Annotated in this window: 22 protein-coding genes, 2 tRNA genes and 1 pseudogene; 15 read left to right on the top strand and 10 right to left on the bottom strand. The window is 45.9% G+C overall.

Annotated elements, in window-relative coordinates; genetic code table 11:
* Positions 1-37: 37 nt before the first annotated feature.
* The 5 genes from secD to B3157_RS11990 all read left to right on the top strand — a co-directional run bounded on the left by secD (position 38) and on the right by B3157_RS11990 (position 5,210).
* Complete coding sequence (gene secD / locus B3157_RS11970) at positions 38-1,510, top strand: protein translocase subunit SecD (protein WP_292590694.1); 1,473 nt, start codon at positions 38-40, stop codon at positions 1,508-1,510.
* The gene (secF, locus tag B3157_RS11975) at positions 1,507-2,427 is read left to right on the top strand and encodes a protein translocase subunit SecF (RefSeq protein ID WP_214079540.1); all 921 of its coding nucleotides are present in this window, start codon (positions 1,507-1,509) and stop codon (positions 2,425-2,427) included. Before secD ends, secF begins: the two co-directional genes overlap by 4 nt.
* Positions 2,428-2,481: 54 nt before the next feature.
* A tRNA-Ala gene (locus B3157_RS11980) sits at positions 2,482-2,557 on the top strand.
* A 44-nt stretch (positions 2,558-2,601) separates the two neighbouring features.
* Entirely contained in the window at positions 2,602-3,504 is a 903-nt protein-coding gene (locus B3157_RS11985) for a phospholipase D-like domain-containing protein (RefSeq protein WP_292590672.1), read from the top strand.
* On the top strand, positions 3,501-5,210 hold the full coding sequence (locus B3157_RS11990; RefSeq protein ID WP_214079538.1) for an NAD+ synthase: 1,710 nt from the start codon (positions 3,501-3,503) through the stop codon (positions 5,208-5,210). Before B3157_RS11985 ends, B3157_RS11990 begins: the two co-directional genes overlap by 4 nt.
* A 64-nt stretch (positions 5,211-5,274) precedes the next feature.
* Here B3157_RS11990 and B3157_RS11995 read toward each other — a convergent pair.
* The 8 genes and pseudogenes from B3157_RS11995 to B3157_RS12030 form a co-directional block, all read right to left on the bottom strand.
* A pseudogene (locus B3157_RS11995) lies at positions 5,275-5,388 on the bottom strand (ATP-binding protein); the annotation flags it as partial.
* A 138-nt stretch (positions 5,389-5,526) separates the two neighbouring features.
* On the bottom strand, positions 5,527-6,927 hold the full coding sequence (locus B3157_RS12000) for a PAS domain-containing protein (RefSeq protein WP_292590676.1): 1,401 nt from the start codon (positions 6,925-6,927) through the stop codon (positions 5,527-5,529).
* 294 nt (positions 6,928-7,221) lie between these two features.
* Positions 7,222-7,298: transfer RNA gene (locus B3157_RS12005), tRNA-Thr, on the bottom strand.
* A gap of 43 nt (positions 7,299-7,341) precedes the next feature.
* A complete protein-coding gene (gcvPB, locus tag B3157_RS12010; protein WP_214060413.1) occupies positions 7,342-8,790 on the bottom strand; it encodes an aminomethyl-transferring glycine dehydrogenase subunit GcvPB in 1,449 nt (482 codons plus the stop codon).
* Complete coding sequence (gcvPA, locus tag B3157_RS12015; protein ID WP_214079536.1) at positions 8,787-10,133, bottom strand: aminomethyl-transferring glycine dehydrogenase subunit GcvPA; 1,347 nt, start codon at positions 10,131-10,133, stop codon at positions 8,787-8,789. The genes gcvPB and gcvPA overlap by 4 nt, the downstream gene beginning before the upstream one ends.
* Before the next feature lies 1 nt (position 10,134).
* The gene (gene gcvH / locus B3157_RS12020) at positions 10,135-10,506 is read right to left on the bottom strand and encodes a glycine cleavage system protein GcvH (protein WP_214060411.1); all 372 of its coding nucleotides are present in this window, start codon (positions 10,504-10,506) and stop codon (positions 10,135-10,137) included.
* 14 nt (positions 10,507-10,520) lie between these two features.
* Complete coding sequence (gene gcvT / locus B3157_RS12025; RefSeq protein WP_214079535.1) at positions 10,521-11,627, bottom strand: glycine cleavage system aminomethyltransferase GcvT; 1,107 nt, start codon at positions 11,625-11,627, stop codon at positions 10,521-10,523.
* Positions 11,620-11,853 carry a DUF2007 domain-containing protein gene (locus B3157_RS12030; protein WP_214079534.1) on the bottom strand — a complete coding sequence of 78 codons (234 nt, stop codon included), beginning with the start codon at positions 11,851-11,853 and terminating at the stop codon, positions 11,620-11,622. Before B3157_RS12030 ends, gcvT begins: the two co-directional genes overlap by 8 nt.
* Before the next feature lie 151 nt (positions 11,854-12,004).
* Here B3157_RS12030 and pfkA point away from each other — a divergent pair, with 151 nt between their 5' ends.
* The 10 genes from pfkA to B3157_RS12080 all read left to right on the top strand — a co-directional run bounded on the left by pfkA (position 12,005) and on the right by B3157_RS12080 (position 22,782).
* Positions 12,005-12,964 (top strand): 6-phosphofructokinase, encoded by a 960-nt coding sequence (gene pfkA / locus B3157_RS12035; protein ID WP_349680399.1) that lies wholly within the window; start codon positions 12,005-12,007, stop codon positions 12,962-12,964.
* A 14-nt stretch (positions 12,965-12,978) separates the two neighbouring features.
* Complete coding sequence (pyk, locus tag B3157_RS12040; RefSeq protein WP_214079533.1) at positions 12,979-14,397, top strand: pyruvate kinase; 1,419 nt, start codon at positions 12,979-12,981, stop codon at positions 14,395-14,397.
* 206 nt (positions 14,398-14,603) lie between these two features.
* Positions 14,604-14,873 (top strand): co-chaperone GroES, encoded by a 270-nt coding sequence (gene groES, locus B3157_RS12045; RefSeq protein ID WP_214079532.1) that lies wholly within the window; start codon positions 14,604-14,606, stop codon positions 14,871-14,873.
* Positions 14,874-14,886: 13 nt separating this feature from the next.
* Positions 14,887-16,509 (top strand): chaperonin GroEL, encoded by a 1,623-nt coding sequence (groL, locus tag B3157_RS12050; protein WP_214079531.1) that lies wholly within the window; start codon positions 14,887-14,889, stop codon positions 16,507-16,509.
* 352 nt (positions 16,510-16,861) lie between these two features.
* Positions 16,862-18,493 (top strand): hypothetical protein, encoded by a 1,632-nt coding sequence (locus tag B3157_RS12055; protein WP_214079530.1) that lies wholly within the window; start codon positions 16,862-16,864, stop codon positions 18,491-18,493.
* 23 nt (positions 18,494-18,516) lie between these two features.
* Positions 18,517-19,614: an AAA family ATPase gene (locus B3157_RS12060; protein WP_214079529.1), complete on the top strand. Its 1,098-nt coding sequence runs from the start codon at positions 18,517-18,519 to the stop codon at positions 19,612-19,614.
* The gene (locus B3157_RS12065; protein WP_214079528.1) at positions 19,604-20,797 is read left to right on the top strand and encodes a VWA-like domain-containing protein; all 1,194 of its coding nucleotides are present in this window, start codon (positions 19,604-19,606) and stop codon (positions 20,795-20,797) included. The genes B3157_RS12060 and B3157_RS12065 overlap by 11 nt, the downstream gene beginning before the upstream one ends.
* Entirely contained in the window at positions 20,794-21,663 is an 870-nt protein-coding gene (locus tag B3157_RS12070; protein ID WP_292590683.1) for a DUF4895 domain-containing protein, read from the top strand. Before B3157_RS12065 ends, B3157_RS12070 begins: the two co-directional genes overlap by 4 nt.
* A gap of 11 nt (positions 21,664-21,674) precedes the next feature.
* Positions 21,675-22,187, top strand: a complete 513-nt coding sequence (locus tag B3157_RS12075) for a hypothetical protein (protein ID WP_214060164.1) — start codon at positions 21,675-21,677, stop codon at positions 22,185-22,187.
* Positions 22,174-22,782, top strand: a complete 609-nt coding sequence (locus B3157_RS12080) for a metal-dependent hydrolase (RefSeq protein WP_292590686.1) — start codon at positions 22,174-22,176, stop codon at positions 22,780-22,782. The genes B3157_RS12075 and B3157_RS12080 overlap by 14 nt, the downstream gene beginning before the upstream one ends.
* A 100-nt stretch (positions 22,783-22,882) precedes the next feature.
* Here the strand turns inward: B3157_RS12080 and B3157_RS12085 are convergent, their stop codons facing one another.
* Positions 22,883-23,584 (bottom strand): L-ribulose-5-phosphate 4-epimerase, encoded by a 702-nt coding sequence (locus B3157_RS12085; protein WP_214079525.1) that lies wholly within the window; start codon positions 23,582-23,584, stop codon positions 22,883-22,885.
* A gap of 55 nt (positions 23,585-23,639) precedes the next feature.
* A complete protein-coding gene (gene araA, locus B3157_RS12090; RefSeq protein WP_214079524.1) occupies positions 23,640-25,172 on the bottom strand; it encodes an L-arabinose isomerase in 1,533 nt (510 codons plus the stop codon).
* Positions 25,173-25,224: the final 52 nt, after the last annotated feature.

Genomic DNA, 25,224 nt, shown 5'->3' on the forward strand with positions numbered 1-25,224 from the left:
CCGTATGAGAGCAAACCAAAAACGCTTGATCGTCACCATGGTGGTGTTGATTGCAGCATTACTCCCGCTGTTAATACCACATGGTAGTGCGCCAGCCGATAGCAGCTTCCTCGACAAATTAGCTGCAAACATCAAGTTAGGGCTTGATATAAAGGGTGGAGCTCTTCTTGAGTACCAGATGGTTACCGATGTGTCAGATTCAGAAATGAATGCCCTTGCAGACAGGGTTATTGAAGTCTTAAGGGCAAGGCTAGACGCTGCAGGATTCACAGAGGCAACCGTAGAAAAAGTGACCACAGGAATCTCATTTGGCGAGGATATTCCGCCGGTAAGAGTTAGAGTCCAAATTCCTGGAATTACTGACGTTTCGAGAGCGGAGAATCTTGTTGGGAAGACAGGTAAACTCTACTTTGCCGATGTTCTTGCTATCGAGACCTCGGTTTCTACGCCCTCGATCCCTGCAGGTATGTCCCTAGAGATTAGCAGGAGGAAACTTCAGGGAGCCGAACCTTACTGGGTTAAGGAGCTTCACTACGGGGAGTATGTTGGCGGAGTACAGAACAATACCTGGTACTTTATCAGTCCAATGATTAGCGTAGGTTCAAGTTATGCCGAACTAGACGGAAGTGTAGTCACCGATGCCAAGGCTCTCGTCAATAATCAACCGAGACCTGGCCAGGGACGTTTCATGGTTTCTTTGAAGTTCAGTTCAGACGGTGCCCGAACCTTCAGGGACATCACTTCTGTGAAGTCCACATATGCCGATTCAGACATCAAGAAGAGACTTGCCATAGTACTGGATGACAGGGTGATTATAGCTCCGCTTGTTCAGTCTCAAATCTCTGATGGTAACGCAGTTATCGAAGGTTTGAATTCGATTGAAGAGGCTAGAGAAGTGTCGATTTTGGTCGGAAGTGGAAACCTTCCAGTCGATCTTGCATCCTTTAATAAGAGGGTTCTCTCTCCTACTCTCGGCAGAGATATAATCAACTCAAGTCTTTGGGCCGGAGTGGCTGGAATAGTGATAATTATGATCTACATGGTTGTCTTCTACAAGAAGATGGGTCTTGTTGCAGATCTCGCCTTGCTGTACAATGCGGTGCTTCTCTTTGGAATGATATCCCTTACAGGTTCGATTCTCACGTTGCCTGGAATAGCCGGTATTGTTCTTACCATCGGAATGACGGTCGATGGAAATGTGCTGATCTTTGAGAGGATAAAGGAAGAGCTAAGACTGGGCAAGACGCCAGAGAACGCTATAGACTCGGCATTTTCGAAAGTTGTATGGACTATCTTTGACGCGAACCTCACCACAATTCTTGCCGGACTAGTTCTCTTCTACTTTGGAACGGGTACAGTGAAGGGATTCGCTATTACTTTGATAATCGGAGTTATTGGCGCCATGTTCACAAACATCGTTGTGTCGAGAGCGGTGTTGACTGGAATGTCGGGAAGCTTGAAGCCTCATCACTATGTCGAAGTTGAAACGGAAGGGAGAGATGCAAGATGACCTTCAAAGCTGACTTTGTTGGAAAAAGAAAGTACTTCATTGCTCTTTCCCTTGTACTGATTCTTGTTTCACTTGTCTTCATCTTTACCAAGGGCTTCAATTTCGGAGTGGATTTCACTGGTGGAATTGAAATCAGCGTATCCGTTCCCGATATTGACATGACCGTAGCGGAGATGCGAGAGCTCCTCAGTGCAGAGGACCCAAGCTTTGCCGCAGCTAGAATCATTAAACAGAGTCCTTTGATTGAAGAAGGTTCTTCCGAACAAAGAAGCAGATTCTCGATAATCGTTAACACTAGTGAAAGCGACGAATCGGTGACATCAAGGATCCTGGCCGGTCTTGAGAGCGAGGGAGTAACGGAGAGTAATATTCTATCTGTTAGTACAATCTCCGGTTATGCAGCTCAGGAAATCAGAGGGTATGCCTGGATTGCAGTCATCGTGTCGATGGCTCTTCTGTTGTTGTATATAACAATTAGATTCAAGTTTTCATTCGGAGTTGGCGCGATTGCTACTCTGATACATGATGTGATTATCGTAATGGGTTTCTACAGTATTTTCGGAATTGAATTCAATGCACCGGTAGTAGCATCTCTTCTTACGCTTGTTGGATACTCTTTGAATGACACTATCGTAGTCTACGATAGAATCAGAGAAAACACCAAGAAGATGAGAGGCAAGACAATAGAGACAGTAGTCAACACAAGCATCAACGATGTGATAGTCAGGTCTATCAATACCTCTTTGACGACGTTCCTTGCGGTTCTAACGCTCTTCATATTCTCCGGAGAGGTTCTGAGACCATTTGCATTTGGAATGCTGGTTGGTGTGGTAGTTGGAACATACTCCTCTCTTTACATCTCCAGTCCGGTGGTTATCGAATGGCTCAAGCGAGCCGAGAACAGAAAGCATGCTTGATCGTTGTCTACCTCTTGAAATGTGAAACCTGGTAGAGTATAATTTTTCTTGAGTGGGGACGTAGCGCAGTTGGGAGCGCGATACAATGGCATTGTATAGGCCGAGGGTTCGAATCCCTTCGTCTCCACCAGGCGGGGAACGTGAGTTCTCCGCTTTTTTGTTATGGTGATTTGTATGAAGAGATTTTTTCTGGCGGTTGTTATTTTATTGGTTGCTGTGACTCTTCCCACGGTTTTCTTCACCGATGACGGGAGAGCCGTTGAAAGGATAGTTGAAATACTGGAAAGAGCGCAGGAAGAAGTGGTTCTTGTAAGTTATTCCCTTGACGAGCAGGAGGTGATTGACTGCCTCAACCGCCTATACATCAAAGGTCTCAATGTCTCGGTTGTGATTGACAATTCCACTGTTTCGAGAACCTTCGCGAAGTCTCCTCAGTTTAAGGTTATGACTGACACAACCGCGGCGCTCGTTCATTCGAAATTCATCGTTGTTGATAGTCAAATAGTGGTCTTCGGAACAGGAAACTTCACCGAGGGTAGCCTCAGAGAGGACTCAAATAGCTTCATCATGATTGAGTCGGAAAGCCTTGCCTTGCTGTTTCTTGATTACTACAAGGCGATTTTGACTGGAGACTCAAAAGGAGTGACAAGCGTCGGAAATATGACCCTATTTCTCTGCCCTTCTGAAGAAGCGCGCAAGAGAGTAATCAAGGAGTTGATGAGTGCCAAAGAGGAGATCCGATTCGCCATGTTCGCTTTTACAGATCCCAAAATTCTCGCAGCTTTGAAGTTCTGTGCTTCAAAAGGGGTTAGGGTTTTTGGGATGGTTGACAGCTGGAACGAAGATTCTCCGCTCAAAGACTATCTCACTACCGGAATGGAGGTATCACGTGGTGTTTCCATAACTATTCACGATAAAACGTTCGTGATAGATCGAAACATAGTGATTACGGGATCGGCCAACGCATCACTTAGCGGATGGGGAAAAAATCGCGAGATAGTTGTTATAATCGAGTCTAGGGACGTTGCAAATCAATTCATAAGCCATTTCGAATACGTCAGGGAGGTCTCGAAATGATAGTCAGGACGGCGCTTGCTCAGATAAACACGACGGTTGGGGATCTTGATGGAAACAAAAGGAAGATAATCGAAGCGATCGACAGGGCGACAGCGCTTGATTCAGGAATTGTTCTATTCCCTGAGCTTACGATAACCGGTTATCCGCCTGAGGACCTCTTGCTGAATACTGGGTTTCTAAGAGAGAATCTCGCTGTGCTCAAAGAAATCGCGGGTCAAACGGCCAGAAGCAAAGCAATGATCGTTTTGGGATTTGTTGACTTCGTCAATGAGATCTATAACGCGGCAGCAATTCTCCAGAGAGGGGAAATCAAATCAGTCTATCGAAAGATGAGTTTGCCCAATTACTCTGTGTTTGACGAGAGAAGATACTTCTCTCCAGGAGCACACCCGCTTCTCGTTAGATTTGGCGAAGCAAAGATTGGGATCAATGTTTGCGAGGACCTCTGGGTGCCGTCTGGCCCAATAAATGATCAGACTATTGCGGGCGCGAATCTTATTCTCAATCTATCTGCTTCACCGTTCACTTCGCAGAAGCATAAAACCCGGTCTTCTCTTCTGCTGACGAGAGCGATGGAGTATTCCAGCACCATAGCCTACTGTAACCTGGTTGGTGCTCAGGATGATCTAGTATTCGATGGAAGGAGCTGCGTAGCAATGCCAGACGGGAGGCTGGTGGTCGGGAGGGCCTTTGAGGAAGATCTGCTTGTGCTGGACATAGACACAGATATTTCCACCAGATACAACCTCTTTGAAGGAAAAAGGAAGGTCTACTCCAAGAACGTGAGTATCGAAGAAGTGACAGTTGAACCATCATACAGGGAAACAGCTTCAGAGCTTGCTGTTCGAAGAGAATCAGAACTGAGTAAATACGACGAGTTGATAGCCGCTTTGGAACTTGGTATAGGAGACTACTTGAAGAAGAACAACTTCGAGAGGATAGTTCTTGGGCTAAGTGGAGGAATGGACTCCGCCCTAGTAGCGGCTCTTGCAGTAAGGGCGATAGGTAAAAACAATGTCAAAGGCGTGTTCATGCCTTCACGAATAACCTCGAATGAGTCTAGAAGAGATGCAATGGAGCTTGCAGAGAATCTGGGCATTGAGATCCTTGAGGTACCGATCGAGAGCATAATGGATTCTACTCTAAAGGCCTTAAAGACTACCTTCAAGGATGCAGCGGAAGATGTTACTGAAGAAAACCTGCAGGCAAGAATCAGGGGAAACATTCTTATGGCGCTTTCAAACAAGTTTGGATGGCTTGTACTTGTAACAGGCAACAAGAGTGAGATGGCAACGGGATACTCAACTCTCTACGGAGATATGGCGGGCGGACTTGCGGTTCTTAAGGATCTCTACAAGACTCAGGTCTATATGATCGCAGAACGCTTGAATGAACTTGAAGAGAAAGATGTCATTCCGAGCAATGTATTCTTGAAGGCACCGTCGGCAGAACTTAAGGAAGGTCAGAAGGATCAGGACACTCTCCCTCCATATGAGATTCTAGATGAAATCCTCAGGTTTCACATAGAAGAAGGTCTCTCAGCGGAGGAGATCGTACTCGAGGGGTTCGAAAGGTCAACAGTAGAGCATTCGCTGAAACTGTTGAGAAAGAACGAGTACAAGCGCAAGCAGTGCGCTCCTGGGATAAAGGTTTCCAAAAGAGCGTTTGGGAAAGACTGGAGAATGCCAATCACAAATCATTACTGAATGTTTTTGGCCTAGGAAATACGGTACTTGGCCAGATAAAAATCCAGAACCCGGGATTAACTGTTTAGCCTCTAAGGTTAGAGTGCTCCAATCTGTAACTTCTTCCCGTAAAAACGAACAGATGGCAATGATGAACTAGTCTGTCAATTATTGCGCTTGTCAGTTTATCGTCATAATATCGTTCACGAAGAGGTGCTTGAATGGCAAGACTCATAGTAGCTCGGTTTCGGAATCTAGAATGACTCAACCAATATGGCCGCTTATGCGGGGAAATGCAACTACCATTAATTGCTTAATCATTGTTACGGCTTATTACTTAGTCCGTCTGCCTTCCTAGAAAGATGGTGCCTACCTCTCTGCCGGAATCGCGCACAATCTTCTTGGTGAACTCAACTGGGGGTTCTGAGTTGCTGTTGTCAGGGAATCTTATTCTCTTTCCTGATGATTCAGAAGATCTAGATGCAGCCATCTCAAGAAAGGCCCGGAGAGTCTTAGAATTCGTTTCGTTAGGACCTCTTCCTTGTTCTTCTTCGAGTTTTGTGTTGAAGTATTCTTCTGCAGCTTCATTCATGTAGATCAATCTATTCTCCATGTCTGTCGCGACAGCCAGGTCTCCCGTTCCGTTGAGGAGCAGGGAATGGAGATTGGCTCGTTTCTGAAGCTCGATGCTCTCGGTGACGTCAATTCCAATCACAAGCTCATATACATTCTCATCGACTCTCAACATACTTCTTTTCTCTTCTACAGTAAATACGGAACCGTCCTTTCTCTTGTGCAGGTGTCTTCCTTTCCATTTTCCAGACTTCATTATGGAGAATTGCATGGACTTTGCTTCTACCTCGTCTTGCACCAGATACGAAGTGAGACTGTCCCCTATCATTTCCTCAAGATCATAACCATGAATCTCCGCAGCAAATCTGTTCAGATAGACTATTCTTCCCTTCTCGTCAACGGCTATTGCAATTTCCTCTGCATTGTCCAGAAAACGCCATTGGAAGATTAGTTCTTCCCTATCCCTCTTCTGCTTCGAAACGTCCATGAATGTTAGTTGTACAACTCTCTCTGCACCGTATAACATTTCTGAAGTGTTGAAAATCACGTAGATTTTTCCCCCGGCCTTCGTCAGCATTACGATCTCTCTATCGGTGTCAAAGTTCTCTCTACCAAGAATAGTCTGCAAGGCAAAGGGTTCATCGTATAAAAGATCCTGTATACTCATCTTCTCGATCTCTTCTTCTGAGTACCCGAGAAGGCTCTGCGCAACCTTATTACAGAAGATTACGTTTCCATCTCTCTTTCTAAGGATGAGCATTCCGCATCCCATACTATTGACGAGGCCCATATACTTTTCTCGCTCGAAATCCAGAGTCTTCTGAAGTCGGTGCTTTTCAAGCATTGAGTAGACGATTTCTGGAAGATAATGCAGGTAACCCGGTCCCTTTAGCAAATACTCGCCCGGTACCAGGGAGAACTTCTCCATTGACTTCTCACTTCCGACAAGGCAAAGATATGGAATTGTTCCTGCACGAAGATTATTGATGATGTCTTCACTGACATAATCAAAGATCATAGCATCTGAAAATCGACCAAACTCGTCAGACACCTCTTCGACGTATCTGACGTCAAAACGATCATCGAAAGCCTCAATTAACCTTCTTGCATCCTTCTGGCTTCTTCCCACCAGGATTATTCTTGGCTTTGAATAGAAATCAAACACAGACTTCACCCCTGAATAGAACGCACCGAACAGCGAGAGTACCTATACATCCACCCAAAAAGCAAAGAATTGCCAAATCTGACCGTAAACGGAGCTAGACTCACAGTGTTCTTAACGGAGGTTACAGTCGTATTGCTTTCAAATACCGTTCAAAGCCTTACAAGGAGAACTGGATGGTTATAGCTACGCAAAGAAAGTTACATTTTCATTCTAGCATAGATTGTAATAAGATTCAAAATTAGTACTTTTTCGCATGGTCAAAAAAATAACCGGACTTTCGTCCGGTTATAAAGATGGAGCAGGCGATGAGATTTGAACTCACAACCTCCGCCTTACCAAGGCGGCGCTCGACCGATTGAAGCTACGCCTGCTCTGCTGAAACTATGATATCACAGCACTTTTTAAGTTTCAATATCAAGTTCCCTTGCTCCACCTTGTCTTTGGCTTTCTTGAAGCAGTTGCTTCATCAAGTCTTCCGACAACTGTCTTCTGAGGAGCAGCTTTGAGTATGCTGGGATCCTCCTTTGCCTCTTTCAGAATTTTCTCGAAAGTATCGGCAAAAGCATCTAGAACCTCTTTGGTCTCAGTCTCTGTAGGTTCTATCATCAATGCTTCATCCACAATCAGCGGAAAGTAGACTGTAGGAGGGTGTATTCCGTAGTCTAGGAGTCTTTTGGCAACATCCAGGGTCTTCACTTCATATTCTGATACAAGCTTGCTGCCTTTCAGAACGAATTCATGCATGCATATATCGGGATAGGCGGTCGGAATGAGCTTGTTGAGTTTGACTCGAAGATAGTTGGCATTTAAGACAGCCATCTCGCTAGCTCTCTTGAGACCATTGCCGCCCATGGATAATATGTATGCGTAAGCCTTCAGGAAAACACCGAAATTACCGTAGAAACTCCTAACTTTTCCTATTGAATTCGGAAGATTGTAATCAAATGAGAACTTCCGACCATCAAAATTAACCACAGGAACAGGTAGCAAGTCTGCAAGAAAGCTCTTCACTCCCACAGGGCCGCTTCCGGGGCCTCCCATTCCATGAGGTGTCGAAAAGGTTTTGTGCAAGTTTAAGTGAACGATATCAAAACCCATGTCGCCTGGCCTCGCGTGGCCCATTATCGCATTGAGATTGGCGCCGTCATAATAGAGCAAAGCGCCCTTCTTGTGCGCGGCCTCCTGAATCTCGCAGATCTCGTTTTCAAAAAGGCCCACTGTGTTCGGGTTGGTAAGCATTATTCCTGCTACGTCTTCATCAAGCATCTCAACAAGGCTATTAAGGGCAACCCTTCCATTGCTTCCTGAAGGTACTTCGACGACCTCAAAGCCTGCCATGGCTGCCGAAGCGGGGTTAGTCCCATGTGCTGAGTCAGGTACAATAACCTTCTTTCTGTTGCTTTCACCCCTCAGTTCGAAGTATTTTTTCATCAGAAGCATTCCGACCAGCTCGCCATGTGCCCCTGCGGCCGGTTGAAGAGTGAAGTTGCTCATTCCGGTGATCTCGCACAGAGAGTTCTGTAAGTTGAACATCACTTCTAAAGCTCCCTGGACAGTCTCTTCAGATTGGTACGGATGTATCTGACTGAAACCTTCAAGACCAGCGACTTTCTCGTTGAGCCTTGGATTGTACTTCATTGTACATGATCCAAGAGGATAGAAACCGGTATCAACTGAGTGGTTTTTCTCCGAGAGTCCGGTGTAATGCCTGATTACCTGAAGCTCGCTAAGCTGAGGAAGACCGGGATTCTTCTCTCTCAACCAGTCCTCACGTAGCAGATCTGAAGGGTCATAACCGTAGCTCTCTTCTTTCGGGAGATGAAAGGCCTTTCTTCCTTCAGTTGAAAGATCGAAAATCGTCATGATATCTCCTCCAGTCTGCCGGCAAAAAACTCAATCTCCTCGTTAAGATTAGCTTCTGTTGTACAGATAAGCCCATAACCCTTCATCTCTTCATTAAACCTTTCCAGTTCTAGCGGTCCTAATATCTTGTCTTCTAGTAGCCGTTCGTTAAACTCTTTCAAGTTACAGTCAAACTGTGCAACGAATTCGTTGAAAAAGGGGCCTGTGAAGACCAGCCGCACACGATCTGTTCTTCCAATTCTCTCTGCCAAATAATGAGCTTTGTCAAAAGATCTTTTCGCGATCTCTCTTATCCCATCAGAACCTATCATACTCATGTAGACTGAAGCGATCAGTGCGTTGAATGCATGGTTCGAGCAAATGTTGGATGTGGCCTTACTTCTTCTGATATGCTGTTCCCTTGTCTGGAGAACCATGACATATCCTGTGCGTCCATCACTGTCCTTTGTCTCTCCGATAATTCTTCCGGGCATCTTTCTTATATAGCTCTCTTTTGACGCGAAGAAGCCTAGACCCGGTCCGCCAAATGAAGGAGAATTGCCCAACGATTGACCTTCACCCACAACAACATCGGCTCCAAGCTTTCCGGGAGCTTCAAGTATTCCGAGAGCGATTGGGTCAGCGCATACTATAAGCATTGTCTTCTCGCCGATTCTGGTTCGAACCTCCGAAATGTTCTCGATTATTCCGAAGAAGTTTGGGTAGCCCAGCACAAAACCGGAAGTATCCTCGGTGAGTTTCTTTTCTAGATCGGCAAAATCCACCTGTCCTGTCTCGGAATCGAAAGCAACGGTTTCAACGCTTATGTCACTGCCAAAACAGTAGGTCTTGATCGTATCTATATACTCGGGATGAAGTGACCCCGAAACCAGGACCTTCTGACCCCCTCTTACCCTAACAGCCATCAGCGCAGCTTCTGCAGCTGCGCTTGCGCCATCGTACATAGATGAATTGGCTACCTCCATTCCTGTCAGCTCGCAGATCATCGTCTGGAATTCAAACAGCATCTGAAGAGTCCCCTGTGAGACTTCTGCCTGGTAAGGTGTATATGCGGTGAGAAACTCGCCTCTCGATGCGATCGCCTGAACCACGCTTGGAACGAAGTGTTTGTACACACCTGCCCCTCTGAAGACGGACAGGTCGTCAAGCGTTATGTTTTTCTCACTAAGTTCTTTCAGATCTCTGAGTACAGTGAATTCATCCTTGCTTTCGGGTATTGAGATATCGACATCAAACTTATCGGGGATATCCTTGAAAAGCTCTGAAACGCTCTTGACGCCAACTACCTCCAGCATTTCCTCGACATCCTTGTTGGTCTGGGGCAGATAAGGGAACTCAGGCATATTAGCCCTCCTCTTCACAGTGCTTCTTATACGCCTCCAAGTCCATCAGGCTGTCAAGTTCCGATTCATCTGCAACTTCAATTCTCACTATCCAGCCTTCGCCTTCGGCATCATCGTTAATCTTCTCGGGTGAGGAATCAAGCTCCTCATTCACCTCAACGATTTTCCCGCTTACGGGAGCGTATATGTCACTTGCCGCTTTTACAGACTCTATCGTGCAGAAGACATCGCCCTTCTTAAGAGACTTGCCTACTTCAGGAAGGTCTACGTACACAATGTCACCCAGATGGTCTTGAGCGTGATCTGAAATACCAACTGTTGCTACCTTTCCTTCAACCGATACCCATTCGTGAGTTGCCGCGAACTTCTTCATTACAAATCTCCTCCTTAACTTTTCGATTTTACAGAGCCTCTATAGAAAGGTGTTTTGACAACTACTGCAGGTGACTTCTTCGATCGAATTTCGACCTGCACTTCTGAGCCGCTCTTCCAGTAATCCTTTTCCAGATATGCTAGAGCGAGAGATTTGCCGAGCGTTGGAGAAAATACTCCGCTCGTGATCCAACCGATCTTCTTCTCACCGTCAAAGACCTCAAATCCATGCCTCGCGATACTCCTGCCGGATAGTTCTAGTCCCTTGAGCTTGTACTTTGTCCCGTTTGCTAGTTGTTCTTCCAGAATAGCTTTGCCGATGAAGTCTTTGTCCATCTTTACCGTCCATTTGAGACCCGCCTCAAGAGGGGTTGTCTCATCGGAGAGTTCGTTGCCATAAAGCATGTAGGAAGCCTCAAACCTTAGTGTATCTCTTGCTCCAAGGCCGATAGGCTTCACACCTAAACCAGCTCCCGTCTCAAGTATCTTTCTCCAAAGAGGGATAGCACCCTGAGGATCGATATACAGCTCAAACCCGTCTTCTCCCGTATAGCCTGTACGAGAAACCAGCGCCTGAATGCCGTTCACTCTGCCGTACACGAAATGGTAGAAGGGAATGTCCGCCAATTTGACCTGCGATATTTCCTGTAATATCCCCTCTGCATGAGGTCCCTGAAAGGCGATCTGCGCAAAGTCGTCGGATGCGTCTTTAATTTGCACGTCGAAAGCACCCTTGTTTTTCGTGATCCACTCGAAATCTTTGTCTTTGTTTGAAGCGTTAACTACGAACATCACCTTTCCATTGCCTATTCTGTAGACCAATACGTCATCGACTATCCCACCATTTTCATTGCACATTGGAGAATAGACTATGGCTCCGTTCTTCAGCGAAGAGACTGAGTTTGTTATCAAATAGTCCGAAAACCGAATAGCATCGGGTCCCACAATTTCGATTTCTCCCATGTGCGAGACATCAAAGAGGCCGGCTTCCTTCCTGACAAGATTGTGCTCGTTGATTATCGAATCAAACTGCAAAGGCATCTCCCATCCAGCAAAATCAACCAACTTTCCCTTTAGTCTCACATGTTCGCTGTAAAGCGGCGTTCTCTTTAGATCACTCATCCGTTTCTTCCCTCCCCCTCTCTTGCAAGTCTTCAAAGATCTGAACGGCTTCTTCGAAATCATCGTCGGCTATAATAATGTCTACTAAGCCGCCCGAATCAAAGTAAATACTGTCGGTGTATGCGAAATGAGAATCCACCAGTTCCGAGAAGATTCCTTCTTTTAGAAGGATTTCCTGATACATTTTTGCTTCAAACTCCGGAATTCCTGACTTGAGGACCTTCATTCGATCACCTCCTGTTTCACCTGAAATTATACACCAAGTAATTAGATAAGTTAACTTCTGGACGCATTTCTGGCTGGTGATTATAGAATCGCAATGTGCTAGAATGTAGTCGGTTAGCTAAGTGCAGTCATCGTTAGGAGGGATAATGATGATAAAGAAGGTCGGGGTCCTCACCAGTGGAGGGGATTCGCCAGGGATGAATGCAGCTATAAGGGCAGCTGTAAGAACTGCCCAGACAGATGAAATAGCAGTTGTAGGAATTAGGAGAGGGTACTCTGGTCTGCTTGATGAAGAGTTCGTCGATATGGATTACTCCTCGGTCGGAGGAATAATGGAGAAAGGTGGAACGGTCCTCAGGAGTTCCCGATGCGAAGAGTTCAAGACCGAGGAAGGTAGAGCTAGGGCTGCCGAAGTCCTGAGAAATAATCACATTGAAGCTCTTATTGTCATCGGAGGAGAGGGGAGTCTTTCCGGTGCAAAACTGCTTATGGAAGAAAACGGAATTCCAGTTGTCGGCATTCCGGGAACAATAGATAACGACATTGCTATGACAGACATGTGTATAGGGGTGGATACGTGTTTGAATACCTGTGTCGAATCAATTCAGAAGCTCAAAGACACTGCTTCTTCTCACGAAAGGGCATTTGTAGTGGAGGTAATGGGTAGGAACTCCGGTTACGTGGCACTTGCTTCGGGTATTGCCGTTGGAGCGGAAGCAATAATAGTTCCTGAACTCCCCGTAGATTATGAGTCGATAGCCGATAAGATTTTGAAAGAAAGGAAAAGAGGAAAGATCAACTGCATCATTGTAGTTGCCGAAGGTGCATCAAGTGCCTTCACTGTTGCCAGACATGTAGAACACAGAATTGGGTACGAGACGAGAATAACCATCTTAGGTCATATTCAGAGAGGCGGTTCACCGACTGCTTTTGACAGGGTTCTCGCTTCGAGAATGGGATACGCTTCCATTAAGGTGCTCGAAAAGGAAGAAGGCGGCCTTATGATGGCATTGAAAGGCGGAAAAATCGCTGCTGTACCTCTCGAAGAAGTTCTTTCCAACAAAAGGACGTTGGATATGGAACTGGTTGAAATGGCGAAAATACTCTCCTGACGGGGTGATCTGCTTTGAGAAAGACCAAGATTGTCTGCACTATCGGACCTGTTACTGAGACTCCGGAAATGCTGAGGGCTCTCATACAGAGAGGGATGGATGTTGCCAGGCTGAATACAACTCATGGCAATATTACTGAACACAAGGATAGAATCAGGAAATTGAAAGAGATTCGCCAATCAATGAGATCTCCTCTCACGATCTTGCTGGACCTTTCAGGTCCAAAGATCAGAACAGGTGTCTTCAGAATTCCTTATGTGGAGCTCCCGAAGGGAGGCGAGTTTGTTCTTACAACTGAAGACATTGAAGGAGACGATACGATTGTAAGTGTTAACTACAATAAGCTCCCAGAGGAAGTGAAGGCCGGGAATCTTATTATGATGGATGATGGAAAGATCAAGCTTAAGGTTTTATCCGTCACAAAGTCCGAAGTTAGGACAAGAATCTTGAGTGGGGGAGTTGTAACTCACAGAAGAGGAATCAACCTTCCGGGAATAGACATAAGCATACCGGCAATTACAGAAAAGGACAGGCGGTTCATTGAACTGGGAATCGAGGAACAAGTTGACTACTTTGCGCTATCCTTTGTCAGGAGACCGGAAGACGTTCTTCACGCAAAGAAGGTAGTTGAGGAGTTTGGAGGATCTATTCCTATAGTATCCAAGATAGAGACGGAACAGGCGCTGAAAAACATTGAGAAGATAGCAGAAGTTTCCGATGGTATGATGGTTGCCAGAGGCGATCTGGGTGTTGAGATACCCGTTGAGGAGGTGCCGGTCGCTCAGAAGAAGATCATTAGGTTCGGCAATCAGAAGCGGATTCCTGTGATAACGGCAACCCAGATGCTTGAATCTATGATAGAGAATCCAGCGCCAACGAGGGCCGAAGCAACGGATATTACCAATGCGATCATTGACGGTACTGATGCCATAATGCTTTCTGGTGAGACTTCGATTGGTAAATATCCTCTGGAAGCTGTGACAGTTATGGATCTAACGGCAAGATCAGCGGAAAGGTATCTTAAGCAGGATCCTGGTTTGCTGAGGTGGACAAGAGAAAAGGTTTCAACAGACGATCACACAGATGCTATCTGCAGAGCAGCGTGGGACATTAGCGAAGCGCTGAAGGTGAAGGTCATTGTAAGCTCCACTTTCTCTGGACACACTGCAAGAAATGTCTCGGGGTTCAGGCCAAGGGCTCATATACTTGCGGTTACTCCCAATGAAGCAACGTATTATAGGCTAAACCTCGTTTGGGGAGCTCATCCAGTATTAATGGGTCTTGGCAATTCTACAGACGATCTTGTTGAAGTTGCCGGGCCTCTTGCAAGACAGCTTAAGCTTGTGAAAAGCGGGGATACGATAATTCTTACCGCTGGCATTCCGTTTGGAACTAGTAACTCTACCAATATATTGAAACTGGAGATTGCGTAGCCGTGAGCTCGAGTGGCGAGAGTGGGACGAAGATAATCAGAAAAACCGGGGGAAAGAGAGCATAAACGCCCTCGAACACCCTTAATCTTTCATGTTTACGATCATTTAACACTGGAAGCCCTTGAAGAAATCACAATGTTGTTTTATCATTTATTAGCAGACTATTACTTTGAGTGCTAAATATACAATACGAAAGGAGGCTTTTTATGAAGGTAGTTCCCCTTGGTACAAGATTACTGATTAAGCCTTATGAGGAAGAGAAGAAGACATCAGGTGGTATCGTTCTTCCAGACGCTGCGAAGGAAAAGCAGATGACTGCGAAGGTAATTGCAGTTGGCGAGAAAGTCGAGGATATTGACCTTAAGGAAAACGACAAGGTCCTCTATTCCAAGTATTCCGGTACGGAGATCAAGATCGATGAAGATGACTACATAATCATCGATCAGGATGATGTCCTGGCAAAGATCGAAGATTGAAGGAGGAATCAGTATGGCTAAGATTCTGAAATACAGCGAAGAAGCACGAAGATCACTTGAAAAAGGCGTAGATGCTGTAGCAAATGCAGTTAAGATAACGCTTGGTCCGAAAGGTAGAAACGTAGTTCTCGAGAAGAGCTGGGGTTCTCCAACGATAACCAATGATGGTGTATCGATTGCAAAGGAGATCGAACTGGAAGATAAATTCGAAAACCTTGGAGCGCAGCTCGTAAAAGAAGTAGCCTCCAAGACAAATGATATTGCCGGTGACGGAACCACAACAGCCACAGTTCTTGCCCATGCAATGATCAAGGAAGGTTTGAAGAACGTTACAGCCGGAGCCAACCCTATTCTCATGAAGAAGGGAATCCAGAAAGCAACCGAGACTGCCGTTTCACACATAAGATCTCTCTCCAAGAAGATTTCTTCAAGAGAAGATATCGCTTCCGTTGCGGCTATCTCGGCCAATGACACTGAAATTGGCGAGCTTATAGCCGAAGCAATGGACAAGGTCGGTCAGGATGGAGTAATAACGGTAGAAGATTCAAAGACTCTCGAAACACACGTTGAATTCGTTGAGGGTATGCAGTTTGACAGAGGGTACATCTCTCCTTACTTCGTTTCCGATCCGGAAAAGATGGAAGCGATAATTAAAGAACCGTTAATTCTCATAACCGATAAGAAGGTCTCGGCAGTTAAGCCGCTTGTCCCGATCCTGGAGAAGGTCGCGCAGGCAGGAAAGCCACTTGTCATAATTGCTGAGGACATTGAAGGCGAAGCACTTTCCACCCTCGTACTCAACAAACTGAGAGGTACTCTCGATTCAGTAGCGGTTAAGGCCCCTGGATTCGGGGATAGAAGAAAGGCAATGCTCCAGGACATCGCCATTCTCACTGGAGGCACTGTAATAAGTGAAGAAGTTGGGCTTACTCTGGAAAACGCAACGATAAACGATCTCGGTAGCGCAGGTGTTGTGAAGGTTAAGAAGGACGATACCATAATCGTTGACGGAAAGGGAGATCCTGAAAAGATCAAGCAGAGAATCGGTCAGATCAAAGTTCAGATCGATCAGACAACTTCCGAATACGAAAAAGAAACTCTACAGGAAAGGCTCGCCAAGCTCTCAGGAGGCGTAGCGGTAATTAAGGTTGGTGCTGCGACAGAGACAGAGCTGAAGGAGAAGAAACATAGAATCGAAGATGCTCTCTCCGCTACAAGAGCGGCAGTTGAGGAAGGAATAGTTGCTGGAGGCGGAGTTGTCCTTGCAAGAGCAAAGAAGCCCGTTCAGGAACTCTTTGACAGCACAGAGAATCCTGATATCAAGATCGGTGTTAAGGTAGTTCTCAAGGCTCTAGAGGCTCCGATCAGACAGATTGTTGAGAACGCCGGTTTAGACGGAGCAGTAGTTGTCGACAAGATACTTCATAGCGATGACAATGCATACGGCTACGATGCTCTGAATGATGTCTATACAGACATGTTCAAGGTCGGTATCATTGATCCCGCAAAGGTAACAAGAAGTGCTCTTCAGAATGCAGCTTCTATCGCAGCAATACTCCTGACGACAGAGGCAACTCTAACAGAGAAACCAGAAGAAAAACCTCAGGCTCCGATGCCACAGATGCCAGAGTACTGATAAGAGAATCACTTTGAAGGGAGAGCTTGCTCTCCCTTTTTTTATATATACTTCAGATTAAAGTAATCAATAATTTGATCGAAACCGGTCTTCTACTCCAATAATCGGGGTGGGAGTATTTCTGAGAATGGAGTAATCTGTCGTACCTTCTTATTACAGCATTGAACCTATTACTATCTGGCAGCTTACAACTCGGAACCTGAAACTCATTCCATCAGCGTCCAGCGTCAAGCGATTCTTCCCACTACCCATGGAGCAGCCTGCAAGCTCGACTGTTTCCTGAAATCAAAACCAGAAGTTCTTCAGGGATGTGTTATGAAGAATCCAAGCTTCTTTATGGCAGAATATTCATATGAGGGATTTCTTTGTAATCATCAAGTGGAGAACTATAGAAGGTTACAGAATGCTGACAAGGCAGGGTAAGAGAGCGATTATTGCAACTTTCCTTGCAGTAGTCATTGTGATAGCTATAGGTGTTCCGATTACTTTCTATCTGAGAGGCTTTCTTGTTCCGAATTTCTCTAGAGTTGCAGGTTTATCCGACCAGCTCAAAGAGCTTACCGGAATTGACCTGAAGCTAATAGTCATCTCCTTTTTTTCCGCGATAATATTCTCTATACTTCTGGGTAGCGATCTTCCAATCGTAGTTTCGAATCTTTTCTTCTCCGATAGGGCTGAGATGCTGCTCAGTTTGCCGGTTAAGAAGTCTACGGTTGCGAATGTACAACTGCTTGAGGTTCTCGCTGCGGGAGGATTTCCCATACTCCTATTTGCGCCGATCTTCATGGCTGCACTGAGAGGGCTTGGCTATTCGGGAGGGAGATTCTGGATGGCCCTGGTCTTGTTGTTTGTATTTGTGCTTGACACTCTGGTGATAACCGCAATTATCTCTTTTGGAATAGTATTCCTTTCCAAGGGGCGGTTTCTCAAGACTCTCTCTGCCATGATGACTATGGTGACTATCTTCGTCTTCATTTTCACGTTGCGCTTCATGGACTTCTCTACTATAGATCTTGCAAGGCCGGATCAGGTTGCCAATCAGTTCGGAGGTCTCCAGAGAGTCATCACCTCTCCATATCTACCTTGGACACCCTTTGTAAGGGCAATAACCGGAGAGACCACGGATCTTCTTGTTTTCATTACTACTTCGGCAGTTTTGTTTGTTTTGCTTGGCTTCCTAGAAGTCTTTGTTTATCCAACCGTTCTTCAGAAGCTTATGACAAGACCAATAGGAAATGCAGCTCTTCATTCAAAAGAGAGGTTTAGGAGACACAACGTACTATTGGGTTTGATTATTAAGGATCTCCTTCTGCTGGTCAGGGAGCCTAAACTGACGTTTGCCTTTCTCTATCCCTCGCTGTTTGTGCCTGTAGTAGTGTTTGTTAACCCTGCGCTTCTGAACAGCTTCGGGGTTCTGCAGCTCCTTGGTCTTATAGTCTTTCTTTTCAGTAACTACACAACTGTCTCTTCAACGGCTCTATTTGCCTTTGAACGTCAGATTGGGGATGGCGTATGGTTGTTTCCAATAAGAAGGATAAAATCTGGGCTTTCAAAGTCTATTGTCGTCAGCTCGCTATATTCTTTGATAATACTGGTTGTCGGTTTGTATGTGTCTTCAAATGCATCTCAGTATAGGGCTTTCATGATGAATTTCCTGATTCTAATGATTCCAACAATTTTCACGCTCTCATTGTTCGGGGGCTTTCTTGAGAAGAGCTTCGGGACCAAAGATACAAGAAATGTCTTCAAGGCGCTCAGCCTACCGGGTGCAATACTCTCGTTCTTACTTTCCACACTGTTGCCGGTTTTTTCTACCCTTCCACTTACCCTCTATCTTGCAAGAGATATCGGACTCTTTCTTGGTTTCCTCAATGTTCCGGTTGCCTCTCCATTCACATGGTTGTTTGGGCTGGTATTCCCACTCGCTCTATGGGCAGTCATTACATGGGCATCGTTAAAGTCGCTGTGCTATAATTTTGTCTGAATGAGGATTTTGGAGGGATAGGCTTGAAGGTTCAGGACGTAAAACACTTGAGCAGGAAGATCATGGAATCCGGGGAGATCCCGCTTCTTTGGGGTCACTTTGGGGTAGGAAAGACCGATCTTGCTAGGGAGATTGCAGCTGAGACGGGCAGAGAGTTGATAATCCTAGTCATATCACAGATGGAGCCAGGTGACCTTATCGGGATGCCGTCGAGAGACGGCGAACGAACCTTGTTTTTGAGGCCCGATTGGTGGCCGACTGAAGGCAATGTGATACTCATGATAGATGAGATAAATAGGGCTCATAGATCAATCAGGAATGCAATTATGCAACTTCTAATAGATAGAAGAATACACAACCATTTTCTACCCGAAGGTTGTTGGATAATGGCCGCGGCAAATCCGCCGGATGAGGAATATGATCAGGTTGAACTTATTACGGATCCTGCCTTTATGTCGCGATTCTTCCACATAGAACTGACTCCCGATCCAGAAGAATGGCTTAAGTGGGCAGAGCTCCAGAAGATGCCGGAGACTGTTACCAACTTCATAGGTGAGTATCCAGAGTTTCTTTCAAGAGACACGGTTGTCTCGATGCGGCTGGAATTGAGACCGAGCCCCCGTAGCTGGTACAAATTGGGGAGAGTATACGCGGGTCTTTCAAGCATGGAGATCGAAAAGTTCGGCTATGTAATCGCCGCCGGCATAGTAGGACCGGAAGCGGCCAGAACTTTCATGAGTAAGATTCAGGGCAGCGAGCTCCTTCCTTCTCCCCGAACTCTGCTTCTCGAACTGGATGAGAATATCCTTTCGAGACTCTCTGGAGGTGATATCTCGGCGACTAGCGCCTCGATTCTCCGTATCACAAAGCATCTTTCTGAGATAGATGATTTACAGGTTCAGGAATACTTCCAGAATGTACCTGTAATCTCGGAAAACCTTCTCAGGATAGGCAGAGTCATCCCGAAAGACTCGTTCTTTTCGGTAATAAGACATATTGTGCACCAGGTCGAGGGGGAAAAGGGATTAAAACGGGCCTTCTACGAGAATCTTCTCGAAGAACTTGCCATGGACCATGATGTTCTGAAATTCCTTCAGAGGAGCGAAAAGGATGAGAAATGAGGAGTTGATGGAAAGGGCTGTTTTCGAATTAGGCAAGGACAGCCCCTTCTACAATTTCCTGCTTCTCTTCATCGACAGAATTCCCTCTCCTTCGGTCAGGACGATGAAGTTGAGGGTGAGCTCCAGGGGGAGATTTCAACTTCTATACAATCCGGATACACTTCGAAACAAACCACTTACATTTTCGAAGGCGCTTTTGAAGCACGAGTGTCTTCATATAGTGAATGGACACATTCTGATACCCGTCAACAAATCCAGAGAGAAGATGCTCTGGGATATATCCATGGATGCCGCAGTAAATCAGTTCATACGCGAGCTTGACGCTTTCAGTCTTCCTATGGACTCTCTTCTCCAGGAAGGATGTGGAACCGATAATGAGAGATTCTTCGTTGGACCTCCGATGCAGCATCCGGGAATGACGGCAGAGTTCTACCACGACTGGGGCCTTGACTTCATGAAGAAAAACAAGACCATTGATCTTGAGCTTCTGGACTCAAGCATATCCAGGCCCGATTCACATGAGGATTTTGGAAGGTTTGAACTCCCGAAAGAGTTCGTTGAGGATCTTCTTAAACAGGTGATCTCAGAGACTATGGAAAAGGCTAAGGACGGAATGCCGGAGGGTCTTGAGGCGGTAATGAAACTGGTTCTTGACAACCCGATCCTTGACTGGAGAAACATGATTAGGCGGTTCTTCGGTTCATCGATGCAGGTTGGCAGATACCGAACTCCTATGAGACCTAACAGAAGATATGATGATCAGCCCGGCTGGAGAAACGATTACGCAGCAAAACTCGTTGTCGTAGTCGATACTAGCGGGAGCATAATAGAAGAGGAGTTCAACGCCTTCTTCAGTGAGATAGATGAGGTTACTAGAGTCACAGACTCACGGGTCTGGCTGGTGCAGGTGGACGAGACTGTGCAGAGTGTCATGAAGTATGGAAAGGGTATGTGGAGAGATCTTAAGTTGATGGGTAGAGGGGAGACCGATCTTCAGCCTGCCGTTGACTACGCTCAGGAAAAACTCAGACCTGAAGGACTTCTGCTTTTCACTGATGGATTTACCGATCTTCCTACGATTTCGAGAAGGGCGTTGTTTGTTCTTCCAAAGAGCCACAATCCAGAGTTTGCCCAGGAGGCAAAATCTATCTATGGACGATCATCGGTGGTGTTCCTTAAGTGACATACTATGCCGGTCCAGAAAGCTATAGAAACAAGCTCAAGGCGGTTTACGAGAGCGTCGAAAGCAATTTTCCATCTTACGCGAAACTGGTTGTTGAGCGGTCTGATAGACTTGACAATGCTTTCGGCCATTTTATGACGCTTGTAGTTCAAACTTCGAAGGGGAATACACCGGTTCTTTCAGTTTTCGTAGACAGTGAGGGCAGAGGCTTTGTGGGACTCTCCAATTCGTCTCCTTTCGAGACGGCCAGCGCCTTATACAGATTCTCAAACGAAGAGGAAGAACCTATCGTTGATGATTTCTCCAGTGTCTTCGAAGAGGGAGCTGAGCTGGTATTCCATAGGGCGATCTTTCAGAGTCCGTTGAAGCTGTACTTCCTCGCTTATTATGGCAATGAAAGACTTCTTCGCAAAGAAATTCTGAAGGATTCTCTCCGTGGAAAGGACTACTTCAGGCTGCCTGAAATGATTGACGATGCCCTCTTTTCTATATGCAGAGACAACTATAGAAGATGGATAGAGTTCGATGACGGGGAGGTCCTGATATTCCCCTTTCAGAATATCTTGAAGATTGCTTTTGGTCCTCCCAAAATAAACGAGAGTATCGACCGTTCAATAATACTGGAACTTTCAAGATTATTCAGGATCGAAGTCACAAAGAAGTGCAGTGTTCTGAGGAACGCCAGCGTCACTCCTAACATGAAAATAGCGAGACCGGTTTCAACCGTCTTCGAAATCGATCTGGTTGAATCCAAGCCGGTATACGATAGGCTCGAGGAATTCTACAAGTTCTACTCGAAATTTATATCTGAGACGGTAGACAAGATGCTGGAATTTATTCACAGAGATTTTCCGCTTGACGAATAGGGTGGTGTATCTTGGCAAGACAGACTTTGAAGATGTTTTATCCGATATCTATAAAGAACATCCGGAGATTGAAGGCCGGGGATCTTATCGAATACTCCGGACAGGTCTTACTTGCAGACGAAAAAACAATCGATAAGTATAGAATGTATGAAAGGCTTGAAGGAACACCCTTTCTAAATCTTTCAAGAGAGTTGATTCTCTTCTGTTTACCTGTTGAGGGGACACTCTACTCTGAGTCAATGAAGATCGAACCCGACGAGCTTGAATACCTCTTCATGTCTGGAATAACGGCAACCATTGGGCTGAATGTCGAAGAAGAAGAAATAACGGCAATCTACAGGCGGTTTTCGAGAGTAAACCTTTCTCTGTGCGACCGCACGGCTCTTTATCCGCTGGATGTGAGTGAATCCGTTCCGGAGGAAGTAGAGTGTGGTATGAGCATATCTCTGAAAGACGTGCTTCTGTATGTCGATGTCTCGAGTCAGGGAACGAAATTTGGCAGTGATGCCGATGCCGGACTTTAGAACGCATGTTTACTGGGGAATAGCGACTTATCCTGTCTTCATCTTTCTCTCACTGACTACAATCGAGCTCTTGCATGTCTCTCCTCTTCAAGACAGCAGGCTGATAGGCTATGGATATCTCTTGTTTTTGTTGGGAAGCGATGTACCCGATATTGATTCAAAAAACGCTTTAATAAAGAGAATCTTCGAAGTGCTTATCGCTGGTCTCTTTGCCTGCGTCTTTTACTCTTCGGTGATTTCGCCAGAGATTCAGCCTATCGTTCTATCCTGGCTAAATTCTATGTCTCTTGCGGTTGCAATTTCCTTTTCCCTTGCTATTGCATTGGGCGTGATCGTCTCAAAAGCGATAAATCTTCTCAGTCACAGGGGCTTCTTTCATTCGTTATGGGGAGGATTTCTCTATGGCCTGATCATCGTGACAACGGTGCTTCTAAGATCGGAACTTCTTGGGGGCGAGATGAACTACACAGAAGTGCTGTTTCTCGGTGTTTCAGGTTCTGTCGGCTATTATCTTCATCTGGTTCTCGATAGAGTCCACGGTTTTGCTAGAGGCCGGAGAGTGCCTGCCGCTCAAAATGAAAAGGACAGTATATGAACTTAATGCTGCGTCCGAAAAGGAACTTCTTCCAAAAAGTCAGTCAGTGAAACAGACTCACAAGAGATATCACTGCCAAAGTTCCTAACGGTTGTACTATTCACTTGTTTTTCGGATCTTGTCCATAGTACGCGTCTTTCCCATGCTTTCGGAAATAGTGTTTGTCCATTATGTATCTTGGAAGGATGCTTGTTTCCGCGTTTATCAGAAGTGAAAGACATGCCGTCTTGGCTATCTCTTCAAGAATTATGCCGTTCTTGACTGCGTCCAGCACATCCTTTCCCCATGTGAAGGGCCCATGACCGGCGACGAGGACCCCCGGGGTTCCGAGGTAATCTCTGTCGGAAAAAGCTTCTTCGATTACCCTGCCTGTGTTCAACTCGTAATCAGTCTCTGTCTCTTCGGCGTTCAGAAATCTAGTACAAGGTACTTCATTGTAGAAGTGATCGGCGTGAGTTGTCCCAAAGCAGGGAATGTTTTTTCCCGCCTGTGCCCACGAAGTTGCCCAGGTTGAGTGGGTATGGACCACGCCGCCGATTTCCCCGAAGCATCTGTAAAGAAGAACGTGAGTTGGAGTGTCGGAAGAAGGCCTCAGCTCTCCTTCGACCACTCTTCCTTCAAGATCTACAACAACCATATTGTCGGGGGAAAGATCGGAATAGTCTACCCCGCTCGGCTTAATGACTACGAGACGCTCCTTTCTGGAGATTCCGCTTGCGTTTCCCCACGTGAGTTTTACCAGTCCGGATTCAATGAGCGTAACATTCGCTCTGTAGACTTCCTCTTTTAGTTCACGTAGCATAGGCTTCCCCCTACCAAGGAATTTGCTTACACTTTCAGCGATTCAAACCTGCAAATTACAGCTTCTTCAATTTGTAGTATACCTCGTTGTATCTAAGCTCCTTCTTGAACTCCGTGATATCAGTCTTATCGTCAATTACTACTATCTCAATTCCAAACATGTCACTAAGGTCTTCAAGCTGTTCGGCAGTAACGGTGTAGCTCATACTTGAATGATGCGCCCCGCCGGCAAGTATCCACGCGGTCGCTGCTGTTGCCAGATCTGGCTTTGGAACCCATAGCGCCCTTGCAACAGGGAGCTTCGGCATATCCTCGTGCTGCTTCACTACTTCTAGTTCATTGACTATCATCCTGAACCTGTCTCCGAACTCGACTATGCAGGCCTGGACTGCAGGGCCTTCCTTTGCATTGAATACCAGTCTCGCTGGGGGTTCTTTCCCTCCAATTGAAAGGGGATGCACTTCAAGGGAAGGTGTACCGTCCGCTATGGATTCACAAACTTCTAGCATGTGAGATCCCAGTTCCATTATGTTCCCCGGTTCAAAATGATAAATGTAGTCTTCGATGAACGAGGTTCCAATATCTATGCCTTCGGCCATCACTTTCATAATTCTTACAAGGGCCGCGGACTTCCAGTCACCTTCACCCCCGAATCCGTAACCATCTCTCATAAGTCTCTGTACAGCAATTCCCGGAAGCTGTCTCATCCCGTGGAGGTCCTGAAAAGTGGTTGTGAATGCTTTGAATCCGCCCTTTTCCAGAAACCTTCGAAGTGCGATTTCGATTCTAGCGGCTTCCCTTATAGATGCCTGAAAGACTTCTTCAGAGACTGTTGATTTCTTGATGGGATATTCCTCCAGATACCTGTTCACCAGTTCCTCAGCTTCGCTTCTCTTGACTTGTTTGAAGTAGCCCTCTATGTAGTCGCCAACAGCGAAACCATGAACTTCATAACCAAAGTCAATCTGAGCGTCGACCTTGTTTCCCTCAGTAACTGCAACATCTCTCATGTTGTCGCCAAGTCTTGCGACCTTGAGTGTATGAGCTTCATTCCAGCCGAGCGCCGCCCTAATCCAGTCTTCCAGCTTCGATATGACCTTAGAGTCACTCCAGTGTCCTGCGATGACTTTGCGCTTGAGTTCAAGCCTTGCAGAGATGAAGCCGAATTCTCTTCCTCCGTGTGCGGACTGGTTTGTGTTCATGTAGTCCATATCGATGGTATTCCAGGGTATCTTCTGCTCGAACTGAGTATGGAAGTGAAGGAAAGGCTTTTCAAGTGATTTCAGTCCGGCAATCCACATCTTCGCGGGTGAAAACGTGTGCATCCAGGCTATCAAACCTATGCAGACTTTGCTGGAGTTAGCTTCATCAATTACTTTCTTTATCTGATCTGCATCCTTCAACACTGGTTTCCAGGCAATCTTTACAGGAGTTGAAATTGCATCGTTGAGTGCATCTACTAGTTTCTTCGAATTCTCTTCGACCTTTTTCAGTACTTCCTTTCCATAAAGCTCCTGACTTCCCGTTATAAACCACACCTCAAGGTCTCTAATAATAGTAATCAGTCCTCCTTTTCGAAATACAAACATTCATCCAGAGAGTTTTGATCTCAGTTAAGGTTCCACCGACTTGGAATGATTT

This window comes from Mesotoga sp. UBA5557, from assembly GCF_002425715.1.
Taxonomy (GTDB): Bacteria; Thermotogota; Thermotogae; order Petrotogales; family Kosmotogaceae; genus Mesotoga.